General features: G+C 73.6%; 16 protein-coding genes. 11 read left to right on the top strand and 5 right to left on the bottom strand.

The genetic code is table 11. From position 1 onward, the window contains the following. Window positions 1–120 precede the first annotated feature (120 nt). The 4 genes from AMIR_RS28725 to AMIR_RS28710 all read left to right on the top strand — a co-directional run bounded on the left by AMIR_RS28725 (window position 121) and on the right by AMIR_RS28710 (window position 4239). Window positions 121–537: a helix-turn-helix domain-containing protein gene (locus AMIR_RS28725; protein WP_015804495.1), complete on the top strand. Its 417-nt coding sequence runs from the start codon at window positions 121–123 to the stop codon at window positions 535–537. Window positions 538–824: 287 nt separating this feature from the next. Next, window positions 825–1691 (top strand): PspA/IM30 family protein, encoded by an 867-nt coding sequence (locus AMIR_RS28720; protein ID WP_015804494.1) that lies wholly within the window; start codon window positions 825–827, stop codon window positions 1689–1691. A gap of 14 nt (window positions 1692–1705) precedes the next feature. Beyond that, window positions 1706–2494, top strand: coding sequence for a phage shock envelope stress response protein PspM (gene pspM, locus AMIR_RS40725; RefSeq protein WP_015804493.1), 789 nt, complete (start codon window positions 1706–1708; stop codon window positions 2492–2494). A 497-nt stretch (window positions 2495–2991) separates the two neighbouring features. Then, window positions 2992–4239 carry a uracil-xanthine permease family protein gene (locus AMIR_RS28710; protein ID WP_015804492.1) on the top strand — a complete coding sequence of 416 codons (1248 nt, stop codon included), beginning with the start codon at window positions 2992–2994 and terminating at the stop codon, window positions 4237–4239. 35 nt (window positions 4240–4274) lie between these two features. Here the strand turns inward: AMIR_RS28710 and AMIR_RS28705 are convergent, their stop codons facing one another. Next, a complete protein-coding gene (locus AMIR_RS28705) occupies window positions 4275–4988 on the bottom strand; it encodes an SDR family NAD(P)-dependent oxidoreductase (RefSeq protein WP_015804491.1) in 714 nt (237 codons plus the stop codon). Between the two features lie 103 nt (window positions 4989–5091). Here AMIR_RS28705 and AMIR_RS28700 point away from each other — a divergent pair, with 103 nt between their 5' ends. After that, entirely contained in the window at window positions 5092–5742 is a 651-nt protein-coding gene (locus AMIR_RS28700; RefSeq protein ID WP_015804490.1) for a TetR/AcrR family transcriptional regulator, read from the top strand. A 6-nt stretch (window positions 5743–5748) separates the two neighbouring features. On the opposite strand, the gene AMIR_RS28695 is transcribed toward AMIR_RS28700, so the two are convergent. From AMIR_RS28695 to AMIR_RS28685, 3 genes are read right to left on the bottom strand one after another with little or no spacing between them, the layout of a single operon-like run. Next, window positions 5749–6777 (bottom strand): quinone-dependent dihydroorotate dehydrogenase, encoded by a 1029-nt coding sequence (locus AMIR_RS28695; protein WP_015804489.1) that lies wholly within the window; start codon window positions 6775–6777, stop codon window positions 5749–5751. Between the two features lie 10 nt (window positions 6778–6787). After that, the gene (locus tag AMIR_RS28690) at window positions 6788–7585 is read right to left on the bottom strand and encodes a DNA-formamidopyrimidine glycosylase family protein (protein WP_015804488.1); all 798 of its coding nucleotides are present in this window, start codon (window positions 7583–7585) and stop codon (window positions 6788–6790) included. Window positions 7586–7606: 21 nt separating this feature from the next. Continuing rightward, complete coding sequence (locus tag AMIR_RS28685) at window positions 7607–8443, bottom strand: ParA family protein (protein ID WP_015804487.1); 837 nt, start codon at window positions 8441–8443, stop codon at window positions 7607–7609. A 34-nt stretch (window positions 8444–8477) separates the two neighbouring features. On the opposite strand from AMIR_RS28685, the gene AMIR_RS28680 reads away from it, so the two are divergent. Together AMIR_RS28680 and shbA are read left to right on the top strand one after the other, a co-directional pair. After that, window positions 8478–9209, top strand: coding sequence for a class I SAM-dependent methyltransferase (locus tag AMIR_RS28680; protein WP_015804486.1), 732 nt, complete (start codon window positions 8478–8480; stop codon window positions 9207–9209). Window positions 9210–9219: 10 nt separating this feature from the next. Next, the gene (gene shbA, locus AMIR_RS28675; RefSeq protein WP_015804485.1) at window positions 9220–9813 is read left to right on the top strand and encodes an RNA polymerase sigma factor ShbA; all 594 of its coding nucleotides are present in this window, start codon (window positions 9220–9222) and stop codon (window positions 9811–9813) included. 19 nt (window positions 9814–9832) lie between these two features. On the opposite strand, the gene AMIR_RS28670 is transcribed toward shbA, so the two are convergent. Then, a complete protein-coding gene (locus AMIR_RS28670) occupies window positions 9833–11161 on the bottom strand; it encodes a type I glutamate--ammonia ligase (RefSeq protein WP_015804484.1) in 1329 nt (442 codons plus the stop codon). A 38-nt stretch (window positions 11162–11199) separates the two neighbouring features. On the opposite strand from AMIR_RS28670, the gene AMIR_RS28665 reads away from it, so the two are divergent. The 4 genes from AMIR_RS28665 (at window position 11200) to AMIR_RS28650 (ending at window position 14996) form a co-directional block, all read left to right on the top strand. Further along, window positions 11200–12291 carry an amidohydrolase family protein gene (locus AMIR_RS28665; protein WP_015804483.1) on the top strand — a complete coding sequence of 364 codons (1092 nt, stop codon included), beginning with the start codon at window positions 11200–11202 and terminating at the stop codon, window positions 12289–12291. 48 nt (window positions 12292–12339) lie between these two features. Then, window positions 12340–13632, top strand: coding sequence for a DNA polymerase IV (locus AMIR_RS28660; protein WP_015804482.1), 1293 nt, complete (start codon window positions 12340–12342; stop codon window positions 13630–13632). A 382-nt stretch (window positions 13633–14014) separates the two neighbouring features. Beyond that, window positions 14015–14653 (top strand): Crp/Fnr family transcriptional regulator, encoded by a 639-nt coding sequence (locus AMIR_RS28655; RefSeq protein WP_015804481.1) that lies wholly within the window; start codon window positions 14015–14017, stop codon window positions 14651–14653. A 79-nt stretch (window positions 14654–14732) separates the two neighbouring features. Beyond that, complete coding sequence (locus tag AMIR_RS28650; protein WP_015804480.1) at window positions 14733–14996, top strand: hypothetical protein; 264 nt, start codon at window positions 14733–14735, stop codon at window positions 14994–14996. Window positions 14997–15145 lie beyond the last annotated feature (149 nt).

Raw genomic sequence — 15145 nt, 5'->3', positions numbered from 1 at the left:
GAGCGGGAACTTCTCGGGGTATTCACCCGTTCGCTGTTGGAGGACGTGCCAGGAAGTCACTGCCCGCCGTCGGGGTGGATCGGTAACGTGGTGGCACGGCCGGCCGGAAGGAGGCGCGCGATGACCGTGCTGCTGCGCGAGGCGATCGGTGATCGGCTCCGCCATGCCCGCACCACACAACGCCGCACGCTGCGCGAGGTCTCCAGGACCGCGCGCGTGAGCCTCGGGTACCTGTCCGAGGTCGAGCGGGGGCGCAAGGAGGCGTCGAGCGAGCTGCTCGCCGCGATCTGCGACGCGCTCGAACTGCCCCTGTCCGAACTGCTGCACCTGGTCGCCGCCGACATCGGCGCCGTCGACAAGGTGGCGAAGTCCGCCGCGCTGGCGGAGCGCGAGGCCGCTCGCGCCGGGCTCGAGGCGGGCACCCTGGTGCCCGCGGTGGTCGGCAACGACCTGTCCGACCTGAGGCTGCAACCCGTGCTCACGCACCGGCTGCCGACCGCGATCAGCAAGCCGCGCGGTTCCGTGGTGGCCGCCTGATACCCGTGCTCCACCGCCCACGCCGAACCGGAACGCCGGTTCGGCGCGTTGGCGTGCAACGAGTTGACAACCGCTTGCGGGGTACCTGCAACACGGGGGGCGGCTGCCAGGCAGGATGGCCGTGCCGTCCGACGCGCCTCTCGGGGGTACTCGGGGTGATCCCGGATATTCCGCCGGGTCGGTGGAAGCACGGCTGCACAACTGACACGATGGAACCAACACCGGCACCGGGTCGTTGCCAATCACGAGCGCGAGCCAGGAAAGTGCGGAGAAGGCAGGCGTAGGAGATGGCCAACCCTTTCGTGAAGGCATGGAAGTACTTCATGGCGGCTTTTTCGTCGAAGATCGACGAGCACGCCGACCCGAAGGTGCAGATCCAGCAGGCCATCGAGGAGGCGCAGCGGCAGCACCAGGCGCTCTCCCAGCAGGCCGCAGCGGTGATCGGCAACCAGCGGCAGCTGGAGATGAAGCTCAACCGGCAGCTCGGTGAGGTCGAGAAGCTCCAGGCCTCCGCGCGCCAGGCGCTCGTGCTGTCCGACGAGGCCCGCGCCAAGGGCGACGAGCAGCGCGCCACCCAGTTCGAGGAGGCCGCCGCCGGGTTCGCGACCCAGCTGGTCACCGCCGAGCAGGGCATCGAGGACCTGAAGACGCTGCACGACCAGTCGCTGCAGGCCGCGACCCAGGCGAAGCAGGCCGTCGAGAACAACGCGTCTGTCCTGCAGGGCAAGCTCGCCGAGCGCACCAAGCTGCTCAGCCAGCTGGAGCAGGCCAAGATGCAGGAGCAGGTCTCGCACTCGCTGCGGCAGATGACCGAGCTGGCCGCGCCCAGCAGCACCCCGTCGCTCGACGAGGTCCGCGACAAGATCGAGAAGCGGTACACCACCGCCCTCGGCTCCGCGGAGCTGGCGCAGAACTCGGTGCAGGGCCGCATGATGGAGGTGCAGCGCTCCACCACGCAGATGGCGGGCATCTCGCGCCTCGACCAGATCCGCGCCTCCATGGGCGGTGGCGCGACGGCGGGCGAGATCACGGCGAAGCCCAACTCCGCCGCCGCCAACATCCAGCAGGAGATCCAGCAGCGGGTGCAGCAGGCGCAGTCCCAGCCGCAGCAGGCCACGCAGCAGCTCCCGCAGAACCCGCCCGCCCAGAGCTGATGGGGTGATCCGCGATGCTTCCCGCCAACCGCAAGCTCGTTCCGGGTGAGCTGGTCGAGCTCTTCAACGCGCAGCAGGGACAGGTCGCGGACCAGGTGAAGCGGCGCTTCACCGCCTGGAACGACCCGAGGGCCCGTCTGGACCGGCGCTACCGCCGATCCAGCCGGGCGCTCACCGTCTGGGCGATCATCCTCGCGGTGTTCTCCGTGCTCGGGGTGCTGGCCGTGGTGGGCGCCGTGCCGGTCGCGGCCGGGGTCGTGGGCGCGCTGGGCGCCACGGGCGGCGCGGTGCTGGCCGTCCGGTCCGGGGTGAAGATGCGCGCCATCGACGCCGAGCGGACCGAGCTGGCGAACACCGCCCCGCCGCCGAGGCCCCCGCTGCCCGCGAAGGCGTCGGCTGCCCGGTACCCGATGGAGCGGCTCGCCGAGGCCGAGGACGCGCTGGCGGAGCTGCTGGTGCAGCTCGACTCCAGCCGGATCACCTCGGTGCCGACCGAGTCCGTCGAGCAGGCCCGCGCGACGGGCCGTGAGGCGGCCTCGGCCATCCGGGCGGTCTCGCAGCAGCTCCAGGCGGTCGAGCGGGCCCGCGACACGGCCCCTCCGCTCCAGCGCACGCCGCTGGTGGAGGGCGTGCGCAAGCTGCGGGTCCAGCTGGACGAGGGCGTCGACGGCTACTGCGGACTGGTCGGCGCGGCGGGCAACGTGCTCGCGGAGAGCGCGGCGGCCAACCCGAGGGCCGTGCTGGACGAGGCGACCGACCACCTGGCGGGGCTCGCGTCCGGGCTGCGCGAGCTGTCCGGCTGACCCCGCCCCGACCCCGCTCCACCCTTCGCCCCTGGCTCCGGCCGGGGGCGTTGTCGTGTGTGAAGTAGCTCACCGCGCGGTGAGGCCCGGCTCGGCCGTCCGGGGGACCCGATCGGCCGGTGGGGTGATCACCGGGCCGCGTCCCGACCGGTGGACGGTGGCTGCGGCGCGCCGGGGCTGGGGGCCCTGTGAACAGCGCTTTTGTGAGCGCCCTTCGTGTTGTCCGGTTTCGGAGCGTCACCGGGGTGGCGGCCCCCTCCCGGCTTCCGGGAGCGCGCCCGCACTCGCGGCCGGGAGCGCCCGATCGCCACGCCCCGTTGCACCACTTCGCGCAGCGAGCATTGCGGTGCGTCGCGCGGGGTCTGGCGGACCATGCTGCAATCGTGTGATTATCAGACTGTTATATAGCGGTGCCCACTACGTGGCGTGGCAGGATCGCCAGGTCCGGCGCGAGGGGGCGCCGGGTGAGCGCGGAGCGGTCGGGAGGTCCAGCGGACGTGGCGTTGTGGACTGTGCGCGGGGACGGGCGGGTCACCGAGGGTGACACCATCGCCCCGGAGGAGCGGCCCAGTTGGCCGCTGACCCTCGGGTTCGGCGCGCAGCACTTCGTGGCCATGATCGGCGCCACCGTCCTCGTCCCCGCCACCACCGGGCTGCCGGTCGGCACCGCCCTGCTGTTCTCCGGCGTCGGCACCCTGCTGTTCCTGATGATCACCCGCAACCGGGTGCCCGGCTACGTCGGCTCCTCGTTCGCGTTCATCGCCCCGCTCCAGGCCGCCCGGCTCGAAGGCGTCCCGGCCCAGCTCGGCGGCGTGCTCGCCACCGGACTGCTGGTCGTGGTCGTCGGCATCGCGATCAAGGCGCTGGGCGTGCGCACCCTCGACTCGATCATGCCGCCCGCCGTCACCGGCGCCGTGGTCATCCTGATCGGCCTGAACCTCTCCAAGGCCTCCACCGGCGCGTTCTCCCAGCAGCCGCTCATCGCCGGGCTCACCCTCGGCGTGATCATGCTGTGCGGGGTGCTCGGCCGCCGCGCGTTCTTCCGGTTCTCGGTCCTGCTCGGCGTCCTCGCGGGCTGGGGCCTCGGCTTCGCGCTCGGCGTCGTGGACACCTCCGCCGTGGCCGAGGCCGCCTGGTGGGGCCTGCCCGAGGCGCACGCGCCGGAGGTCCGCCCGTCCGTGGTGCTGCTGTTCCTGCCCGTGGTCATCGTGCTGGTGGCCGAGAACATCGGCCACGTCAAGGCGATCGCCGCCCTGTCCGGCCGCGACCTGGACGGCAGCGTCGGCGACGCGGTCATCGCCAACGGCCTGTCCACGACGCTGGCCGGTCTCGGCGGCGGCGTCGGCACCACCACCTACTCGGAGAACATCGGCGTCATGGGCGTGACGCGGGTGTTCTCCACCGCCGCCTACGCGGTCACGGCCGCGGCGGCGATCGCCCTGTCGTTCTGCCCGAAGGCCCTGGCCCTGCTCTCCACCATCCCGCCCGGCGCGCTGGGCGGGGCGACCCTGGTGCTGTTCGGCCTGATCGCCGTGGTCGGCGTGCGGATCTGGCAGGACAACCGGGTGGACCTGACCAACCCGGCCAACGCGCTGGTCGGCGGGGCGGCGCTGGTCGCCGGGGTCGGCGACCTGACCATCGCCGTCGGCGACCTGGAGCTGGGCGGGCTGGTGTGGGGCTCGCTGCTGGTGGTCATCCTGCACCCGCTGCTGCGCAGGCTCTGGGCCGTCCGCGCGGGCGCCTGACCGGAGTTCCAGCCCGGAGCCCCCGACCGGCGGCCTCAGCGCGCCGGGTACTCCCGCTCGGCCTCGGTGCGGGCGGTGAGCATCTCCCAGTACAGCTCCGCGAGCACGTCCGGGTCGGCGGTGGGCACGTCCTTCGGCAGGCCGCCCAGCTCGCCGGAGGTCACCAGCTCGTGCGCGGCGCTGCCCGCGATCATCGCGCCGATGGTGAGGGTGCCCGCGTAGACGCCCCGCCCGGCCAGCTCGCCGTGCAGGGAGTGGACGTAGTTGCGGGTCGCGGCCATGCCCAGGCTCACCCCGCTCAGCCCCGGCACCGGGTGCGCGGCGGACATGCCCTGGCCGATCAGCACCGCGCCGTCGCCGCGCTCCAGCAGCTCCGGCAGCACGGCCCCGACCAGCGCGACCGGGGTGAGCGTGAACAGCGCGACCTGCGAGAGCACCTGGTCGGTGGTCAGCTCGGCGGCGGGCGTCATCGCGAAGTCCACGCCGATCGGCGCGTACTCGACCACGTCGATGCGGCCCATCCTCTCCCGGATGGTCTCCACCAGCTCGGGCGCGGCCCGGTGGTCGGACAGGTCGGCGGTGAAGGCCTCGGCCTCGACGCCCCGCCCGGCCAGCTCCGCCACCAGCGCGTCCAGCGGGGCCCTGCGCCGGGCCACCAGCGCCACCCGGTACCCCTCGCGGCCGAACCGCCTGGCCACGGCCGCCCCGAGCCCGGTTCCCGCGCCGAACACGGCGATCACCTTGCGCATATCATCCCCCGTACGGGTCGATAACTTGATGTCACTGTCAACTTCTTGCGAGGTCAACCCTGCAACAAGTTGACAGTGGTGTCAAGTTCTCTCGGGAGGTGGCATGGCCGAGCAGGGCAGGACGCTGCGCAAGGACGCGCGCCGCAACCTGGAGAAACTGCTGGGAGCGGCGGCCGAGGTGTTCCGCGAGCGCGGCCTCGGCGCGCCGCTGGAGGAGATCGCCCAGCGCGCGGGCGTCAGCGCGGGCACCCTCTACAACCGGTTCGGCACGCGCGAGGCGCTCGTCGACGCCGTCGTGCCCGAACTGGTCGCCGGGCAGCTCACCTCGGTGGTGGACGCCGCGCGCGCCCTGGACGACCCCTGGGAGTCCTTCGCGGCCTACCTGGAGGGCATGTGCGGCCTCCAGGCCTCGCAACCGGTGTTCGCCGACGTCCTGACCGGCCGCTACGGCGCCGCCGAGCGCCTCGGCGAGCTGTGCCACGCGCAGAACCTCAACGCCGCCGACATCGTCGAGCGGGCCCGCGCCTCGGGCGCGCTGCGCGCCGACTTCGCCTCCTCGGACGTCGCCGTGGTGTTCCTGTGCGTGGCCAGGGTCGTGGAGGCCACGGCGGGCATCGCCGACGACGTGTGGCGCCGCCTGCTCGCGGTGCTGCTCGACGGCCTGCGCGCCGACGCCGCCCACCCGCTGCCCGTGCCCGCGCTCACCGCCGCGCAGCTCGACGCGGTCACCGCGCGCGCCTCCACCCGGAGGTGAACCCCACTACCCGCCCAGCAGCGACCGGTTGATCCGCCGCACCAGGCCGGGGCCCTCGTAGATGAACCCGGTGTACACCTGGAGCAGGCTCGCGCCCGCGTCCAGCATCCGCTTCGCGTCGTCCGCCGACGCGATGCCGCCCACCCCGACGATCGGCAGCTTCCCACCGGTCTCCCGGCTGACGAACCGCACCACCTCGCGCGCCCGCGCCGCCAGCGGCCTGCCGCTGAGCCCACCGGCCTGGTCCGCGAGGTGCGCGTCCTGCGCCACCACGCCGTCCCGGGACAGCGTGGTGTTCGTGGCGATCAGCCCGTCCACGCCGTGCGCCTCGCACACCTCCAGCAGCTCGCCGATCGCCGCCTCGGTCAGGTCCGGCGCGATCTTGACCAGCAGCGGCTTGCGCGCGCCCAGCTCGGCCATCTCCGCGTTCAGCGCCGACAGCAGCCGGTCCAGCGCGGCCCGGTCCTGCAGCGCGCGCAGCCCCGGCGTGTTCGGCGAGCTGATGTTGACCGCGAAGTAGTCGCCGTGCCGGTGCAGCGCCCGCAGCGAGAGCCGGTAGTCCTCCTCGGCCTCCTCGACGGGCGTCACCTTCGACTTGCCCAGGCTGATCCCCAGCGGCACCGGCAGCGGCCCCAGCGCCTCCAACCGGTCGGCCAGCGCCTGCGCGCCCTCGTTGTTGAAGCCCATCCGGTTGATGATCGCCTCGCTGCCGCGCAGCCGGAACAGCCTCGGCAGCGGGTTGCCCGGCTGGGCCTTCGCGGTGACCGTGCCGACCTCGACGAACCCGAACCCGAGCGCGGCCCACGCGGGCAGCGCCCGGCCGTTCTTGTCCAGCCCCGCCGCCAGCCCCACCGGGTTCGGGAAGCGCACCCCGAACACCGTGCGCGCCAGCCCCGGCCCGCGCACGCCCAGGTTCACCCTGGCGGCCAGCGGGGAGACCTTCGACGCCAGGTCGAGCGTGGTCTCGTGGACCCGCTCCGCGTCCCCGTCGTGCAGGGAGAACAACGCCTTGCGCACCACGTTCCGGTAGATCACGGCCGCAACCCTATGCGATCGGACCCGGTTGGCAGCGCGGGCACCAGTAGGCCACCCGCTCCAGCACCCCGGCGCCCTGGCCGCCGACCCGCACCCGCGTCCCGCAGCGCGCGCACGGCCGCCCGGTCCGCTCGAACACCCAGTGCTGCTGCCCGCGCCGCAGCGACCCGGTCGTGGACTGCTCCGGCCGCCACGCGTTGGCCAGCAGCAACCTCCGGCACAGCCGCACGGTCTCCACCGGGTCCACCGCCGACACCGGCGACCACGGGGACACGCCCAGCAGGAAGCACACCTCGGCCTTGTACAGGTTCCCCACGCCCGCGAGCACCCGCTGGTCCAGCAGCGCCAGCCCCAGCTCCCGCTCGGGCTCCGCGACCAGCCCGCGCACGGCCTCGGCCTCGGCCGCCTCGTCCCAGTCGTCGGCCAGCAGGTCCGGGCCCAGGTGGCCGACCAGCCGGTGCTCGTCGGCGGTCGGCAGCAGCTCCAGGTCGTGCAGCGCGAACCCGATCGCCTGCCGGTCCGGCACCTCGAACACCGCCCGCGCCTGGTGGCCGGGACGGCGCCAGCGCTCGCCCGGCCGGTACAGGTGCCACGCCCCGTCCATCCGGAAGTGGCTGTGCAGGCTCAGGTCCCCGCTGAACCGGGTGAACAGGTGCTTGCCCACCGACCGCACGCCCAGCACCTCGCGCCCGGCCAGGTCCGCCGTCGCGAACCGGGGGTGCCGCAGCTGGCCGCGCAGCAGCACCCGGCCGGTCAGCGCGTCGGCCAACCGGTGGCCGGCGAGGAAGACCGTGTCACCCTCGGGCACGGCGGGCGTCCGCGAGACCGGTCACGCGTCGACCGCCTCGTGCGCCTCCTGGATCTCGTCCTCGTCGAAGTCCCGGTGCGACGCCTTGCGCCTGCTCCGGCTCACCCGCAGCACCCGCGCCAGCAGCAGGTTGAACGCCAGCGCCACCTCGCGCGCGCCCGGCGTCCCCCACTCGTGGATCGGCATGCAGGCGCCCTGGGCCTGCTGCACCGCGAGCCGGTCCGGCAGCGCCACCGGCATCACCAGCGGGCCGAAGATGTCGCGCAGCTCCTCGATGCGGAACTGGTGCTCGTGCGAGCGCGGACGCACCCGGTTGACCACCACGCCCAGCGGCTGGAGCTCGTCGTTGTGCTCCCGCTCGGACTGCACCGCCTCGAACGCGCGCTGCACGCCCGCGACGGCGAACATCGTCGGCTCGGTCACCAGCAGCGCCCGGTCCGCGGCCACCAGCGCCGAGCGGGTCAGCTGACCCAGCGACGGCGGGCAGTCCAGCAGCACCAGCTGGTAGTCGTCCTCGACCACCTCCAGCGCCTCGCGCAGCCGCCCCAACCGCTTTTCACCCGGATCGGGGTGGTTCAGCAGCTCCGCGTCCTCCGAACCGGAGAGCACGTCGACCCCGTCGCCCCACGCCGAGGGCGCGATGGCGGCCCGCACGGTCTCCGGGGCCGGTTCCTTGAGCACGTCGTAGACGCTGGCCGAGGACTCCCCCGGTTCCAGCGTGGAGGTGGCGTTGCACTGCGGGTCGAGGTCGATGACCAGCGTCCGCACGCCGCGCCTGAGCGCGGCCGACGCGAGACCCAGCGCGACCGTCGTCTTCCCCACTCCACCTTTGAGGCTGAGCACCGCGACCGTATGCACAAGGTGCAGCCTACGGCCCTTAGGCTTCTGTGCCATGCGACCGGACGCCGTACAGAGGGTGCTCGACACCGAGTTGACCGCCGCGAGGGACCGGCGGGGCGGCGAGCCCCCCAGGGTCCTGGACGTCGGCGGCGGCACCGGCGTGTGGGCCGTCCAGCTGGCCGCCGCGGGCTGCGCGGTCACCGTGGTCGACCCGAGCCCCGACGCGCTGGCCACCCTGACCCGGCGCGCCGCCGAGGCGGGCGTCGCCGATCGGGTGATCGCCGTGCAGGGCGACACCGACGCCCTCGGCGAGCTGGTCAGCGACGGCGCCGCCGACCTGGTGCTCGGCCACGGGCTGCTGGAGGTCGTGGACGACGCGGCCACCGCGCTCGCCGCCCTCGCCGCCGCCGCGGCCCCCGGCGGGGCGGTCTCGGTGCTGGTGGCCAACCGCTACGCCGCCGTGCTGCACCGGGCCATCGGCGGCCGGATCGTGGACGCGCGCAGGCTCCTGGACGACGAGGGCGGTCAGCTCGCCGGGACCCGCGACCCGCTGCTGCGCCGGTTCGACGTGACAGGTCTTGAGACCCTGGTCTCATCGGCCGGGTTGGCGGTAGAAATTCTCCAGGGGCACGGGGTCGTCGCAGATCTGGTGCCCGGCGCCGTGCTGGAGGCGAATCCCGGCGCGGCTGAGGCGTTGGCAGAGCTGGAACTGGCCGCCGCGACACGATCCCCCCTGCGGGACGTGGCCGCGCGGTTGCACGTGCTGGCTCGCCGCACGGGGTGAGTGGGGTGAGATGGACGGAGTCACCGGCGCGTTAGGGGTCGACGGGCGGTTCGACCCCGAGCAGGTTCGGGCAGCGGCAGCGGGGGACAGGGCTGCCGTGCGCGAACTGCTGGCGGTGGTTCGCCCGGTCGTGGTGCGCTACTGCCGCGCGAGGGTGGGCAGGCAGGAGCGGACGTTCGCGTCCGCCGACGACGTGGCGCAGGAGGTGTGCCTGGCGGTGCTGACGGCACTGCCGAGCTACCGCGACCAGGGGAGGCCGTTCCTGGCCTTCGTGTACGGCATCGCCGCGCACAAGGTCGCGGACGCGCACCGGGCCGCCGCCCGCAACCGGGCGGAACCGGTGCCGGAGCTGCCCGACTCGGTCTCGACCGAGGCGGGCCCGGAGACCAGGGCGCTGCACGGCGAGCTGTCCGACCGGATGGCGCGGCTGCTGCGCGTCCTGCCGGACAAGCAGCGGGAGATCCTGGTGCTGCGGGTCGTGGTCGGCCTGTCGGCCGAGGAGACCGCGCAGGCGGTCGGCTCGACGCCCGGCGCGGTGCGGGTCGCGCAGCACCGGGCGCTCGCCAAGCTGCAGAAGATCGTGCGCCAGCCGCACCGGGTGTGACGGCGGCGCGCTGGCGGCCTCAGTGCCGCCAGCGCGTCCGCCGCGCCACCTCGTCCTCGTCGACGCCCTCGAACAGGGCGATCTCGCCGCGCCGCACGTCGGCCACCGTCGCCGCGAACTCCCGGCCCATGGCCGCGGTGAGCGCCGCGTCGGCCTCGAACGCCGCGACGGCCTCGCCCAGCGAGGTCGGCAACCTCGGCGCGTCCGGGTGGTCCGCCGGGTTGCCCACCACCGGTTCCGGCAGCCCTCCGCCCTCGGCCAGCCCCGCCTCGCCCGCCGCGAGCACCGCGCCGAGCAGCAGGTACGGGTTGGCGGTCAGGTCGAAGCACTTGACCTCCACCGACCGGCCGCGCACCAGCCGCATCGCGGCCTCCCGGTTCTCCAGGCCCCACGCCGCGAACGGGCCCGACCAGCGCGACGGCACCAGCCGCAGGTAGCTGGCCACCGACGGCGCGCCGATCGCGCACAGCGCGGGCAGCCTGCGCAGCACGCCCGCGTAGAACGCCTCCGCCTCCGGCGCGAGCCCGAACCGGCCGCTCCCGCCGGACAGCAGCGGGCGGCCGTCCCGCGACAGGCTCGTGTGCAGGTGCCCGCCGTTGCCGACGCCGCCCGCGACCACCTTCGGCGAGAACGACACCCGCATCCCGTGCCTGGCCGACACCGCGCGCACGGTCTCGCGCACCAGCACCGCCGTGTCCGCCGCCGCCACCGGCTCCTCGGGCGCGGTGGACAGCTCGAACTGGCCCGGCGCGTACTCGGGGTGGAACTGGAGCACGTCCACCCGCTGCTCGGCCAGCGCCGACAGCAGCTCGGCCGAGTAGTCGGACAGCTCGACCTGCCTGGCGTGGCCGTAGGCGGGCGCGGTCGTGACGGGCCTGAAGTCGTCGGTCTGCTCGCCGAGCGCCCACTCGACCTCGAAGCCGGCCCGCACCCGGAAGCCCCGCCCGGCCAGCCGCTCGGTCATCACCCGCGCGAAACCGCGCTCGTCCTGCGGGTGCCGCTCACCCGTCTGGGCGTGCCGGTCGGCGGGCGCCCACGCCCAGCCCGGCTGACCGGCCAGCACCACCAGGCGGTCCAGGTCCGGGTGCAGGCGCAGGTCGCCGTCGGGGCCGCCCGCGTGCCTGCCCGCCACGATGCTGTCGTCGAGCAGGAAGGCGTCGAACACCTCGGCCGACCCCAGGCCCTCGGCGGCGGCCCACGGCAGGCGGGCCACCGGCACCGACTTCACCCGCGTGATGCCGCTGTGGTCCACCCAGGTGATCGCCACGGCGACCACCCCGCGCCTGCCCAGCTCGTCCACCACGCCCGAAGCGCGGTCCCTGCGGTGCTCCCGCTCGCCTGCGTCCATGAGGGCGTTGGCTACCGGGCGCGATTAGGGTGCGACAAGTGGAAACGCCGCTCGCGGTGGTCGAGACCACCCCATTGATCGACCACCACTGCCACGGGGTGCTCGGCGGGGAGCTGGACCGGCGGGCGTTCGAGGCGCGCCTGACGGAGGCGTCGGTCGCGGCTCCGGGGACGAGCCTGTTCGACACGGCGGTGGGGTTCGCGGTGCGGCGGTGGTGCGCTCCCGTGCTGGACCTGCCGCCGCACGCCTCCCCGGACGCCTACCTGGAGCGGCGGGCCGAGCTGGGGGCGGACGAGGTCAACCGGCGGTTGATCGGGGCGGCCGGGGTGGAGCTGTTCCTGGTCGACGCGGGGCTGCCGGGTGAGCTGGTCGACCCGGCCGCGTACGGCGGGCGCTCGCTGGACGTGCTGCGGTTGGAGCGGCTGGCGGAGCTGCTGGTGGGGGAGGGCGCGGCGGGGTTCCCGGACCGGGTGCGGGCGGCGCTGGGGCGCTCGGGGGCGGTGGCGGCCAAGTCGATCGCGGCCTACCGGGTGGGGCTCGACCTCGATCCCGCGCGGCCGTCCGACGGCGAGGTGGTGCGGGCCGCCTCGCGCTGGCCGGCCTCGGGGTCCGGGCGGTGCGCCGATCCGGTGCTGTCGCGGTTCCTGGTGTGGGAGGCGCTGGAGCGCGGGCTGCCGGTGCAGTTCCACGTCGGGTACGGGGACTCGGACCTCGACCTGCACCGGGCCGATCCGGCGCTGCTCACCCCGCTGCTGCGGGCGGTCCAGCCGCTCGGGGTCCCGGTGCTGCTGCTGCACAACTACCCGTTCCACCGGACCGCCGGGTACCTCGCCCAGGTTTTCCCGCACGTGTACGCGGACCTCGGGCTGGCCACGCACGGGGTGGGGGACCGGGCCGCCGCCGTGCTGGCCGAGGCCCTGGAACTGGTGCCGTGCGGGAAGTTCCTCTACTCGTCGGACGGGTACGCGCTGGCGGAGCTTCACCACCTCGGCGCGCTGCTCTATCGACGTGCGCTGTCGGATTTGCTGCGGGGCAAGCTGGAAAGCGGTTCTCTTTCCGGTGAGGACGCCGTGCGGATCACCCGGATGGTGAGCGGCGGCAACGCCCGCCGCGCCTACCGGATCGACTAACCTGTCGAACAGCAGTTCGAGTCCGAGGGGTGTGCGGAGGGGTGTTCCGTGGGGCGCAGCGCCAACCTGCCCAAGGGGCTGGTCGAGCGGTTCCGCGTGCGCGAGGGGGACGTCCCGGACGACGCGGGCTGCCGGATGCTGCACGTGGACATGGACGCCTTCTACGCGTCGGTCGAGATCCGCGACCGGCCCGAGCTGGCGCGCCTGCCGGTCGTGGTCGGCGGCACCGCGCACCGGGGCGTGGTGGCATCGGCGAACTACCTGGCCCGCGAGTTCGGCGTCCGCTCCGCCATGCCCACCGCGCACGCCAGGCGCCTCGCCCCGCACGCGGTGTTCCTGCCGCCGGACTTCACCAAGTACCGGGACGTCTCGCGCGGCGTCATGGAGCTGTTCCGCCAGGTCACGCCGCTGGTCGAGCCGCTGAGCCTGGACGAGGCGTTCCTGGACGTCGGCGGCGCGCTGCGCAGGCTGAGGGCCACGCCCGCCGAGATCGCCGCGCGCGTCCGGGTCGACGTGGAGCGGGAGCACGGCATCACCTGCTCGGTCGGGGTGGCGTCGACGAAGTTCCTGGCGAAGCTGTCCTCCGGCATGTGCAAGCCGGACGGCCTGATGGTGGTGCCGAAGGACCGGGCGCTGGAGTTCCTGCACCCGCTGCCGGTGGGCGCGCTGTGGGGCGTCGGCAAGCGCACCGCCGAGCAGCTGGACCGGTTGGGTCTGGAGACGGTCGGGGACGTGGCGGCGGCCCCGCTGCTGCGGCTGCGCAAGGCGGTCGGCGTGGCGCTGGCCGAGCACCTGTACGCGCTGGCCAGGGGCCATGACGACCGGCCCGTGGTGCCGTACACCAGGGAGAAGTCGATCGGCGCGGAGGAGACCTTCGAGGTCGACCACTTCGATCGCGCGGTGCTGAAGCTGGAGCTGCTGCGGCTGTCCGAGCGGACGGCGGCGTCGCTGCGCGCGAAGGGCCTGCGCGGGCGGACGGTGTCGATCAAGGTGAGGTTCGCGGACTTCACCACGATCACCCGGTCGAAGACCCTCCGGGTGGCCACGGACGTGGCGCGCGAGGTGTACGCGACCGCGACGTCCCTGCTGGACGACCACGTCCCACCGGGCGCGGTGCGGCTCATCGGGGTGCGGGTGGAGCAGCTGTCCGAGGGCGCGGCGGGGGAGCAGCTGGCGTTCGACGCGCCCGAGCGCGGCTGGCGCGAGGCGGAACAGGCGGCCGACCAGGCGAGAACCCGCTTCGGCACGGCGGCGGTCCGCCCGGCCTCCCTCCTCTCCACCGCCCCGGCCCGCTCGGCCGAACCGGAACCAAAACCGGAACGCCACCCCGAGGAACGCTGAACCCGACCGACCGAACACGGCCCGCCGAACACGGCCGTCGGGGCCGCACGCTCCGCTTTTCTCCCTCCCCGCCTCTTCTCCACGCCGACCGCCCACCCGGCCGCGCCCTTCCCCGATCCTCGTCCTGGTCGCCCCTCCCACGTGCAGCCCTCCTTCCCGTCGCCCTCCTTCCCGTCGCCCTCCTTCCCTTTCCCCCTCTCCCCTCTCCCCTCTGGCGCTGTTCCTCTTTCTCAGGTCTGGGTCGCCTGTTCATCGCATTCGTTCGCCTCGGTCGTCTCGTTCGGCGGTGCTTTCCGGGGCTCCGCAGTCGCCGGGCCGCCGTTCGGGTGTCATCCCGGCGTGCTCTCCACCCGTTCGCGCTAACCGAGTGCACCCTGTTCTGGTGGAGCGGTTCTGGACCCGGTTGACCGTCGCGGAGCAGGCCCTCCTGCGCGCCGCGGGCGTCGAGCGCGACTACTCGCGCGGCGCCGTCGTGTGCCGCGAGGGCGAGACCACCGCGCACGTCCTGGTCGTCCGCGAGGGCCTCCTCCGGGTCACCGCCGCGACCCTGACCGGCGAGCGCCTGCTCGCGGTGCGCGGTCCCGGCGACATCGTCGGCGAGCGGTCCGCCGTGGACGGACTTCCCCGCTCGGCCACCGTCAGCGCCAGCGGTCGCACCAGGGCGCTCGTGCTCACCGCCGCCACGTTCACCGCGCTGTGCCGCCGCGAGCCCGGCATCTCCTGGGCCGTCCTCGGCGTGGTCGTCGGCCGCCAGCGCGACGCGGACCGCCAGCGCGTGCAGATCAGCGGCACCGCCACCCAGCGGGTCGCCGCGGTCCTGCTCGACATGGCGCTCCAGCGCGGCATCGCCGACCAGGGGGCCGTGCCGCTGACCCAGGAAGAACTCGCGGGAATCGCTGGAACCTCGCGAGAATCACTGGTCCGGGTGCTGCGCTCCCTGCGTTCCGAGGGCATCATCTCCACGGGCAGGCGCGTGGTGGACATTCACGACGTCCGACGCCTCCAGGGTTACGCGGACTGAATTCCGGCCCAGTGCGTCATCTGACGCAGATCCCCTTCGCGAGTGCTTCTAAAAAGGAGCCATGACGAAAGGGGGAGCCATGAACCGCCGTGAAGCCGAGATCAGGTCCCGCAGGAAGTTCACCGAGCGGCTGGCCTGCGCGCTGCTGTTCTCCGCCATCCAACTGTGGGCGCTGGCCGTGGTGCTGACCCGCTTGGAGGTCGACGGCGTGACCGCGCTGGCGATCGCCTTCTGCACCGCGGGCGGACTGGTCGCCCTCTACGACGCCTGGTCCGGCGTGCGCGTCACCGCGCGTGAAATCGATCAGGAGATCAACCAGGAGGAGGAACTGGCGAGGTTCTGATCGGGTGAAGGTGATTTCGAGGGGTAATCACCTTCCGTGCAAAGGCTCCCGGCGGCCACCAGGCCACCGGGAGCCTTTCCCGTTCCGCCCATACCCCACTCCGCCCCTCACTCCCCGTCATTCCCCCAAGTTCTCCACACCCCCGCCAG

Origin of the sequence: Actinosynnema mirum DSM 43827, assembly GCF_000023245.1 — a bacterium.
Classification (GTDB): domain Bacteria; phylum Actinomycetota; class Actinomycetes; order Mycobacteriales; family Pseudonocardiaceae; genus Actinosynnema; species Actinosynnema mirum.
The sequence above is the reverse complement of the archived record's forward strand: the minus strand, read 5'-3'. Positions and strand labels throughout refer to the sequence as shown.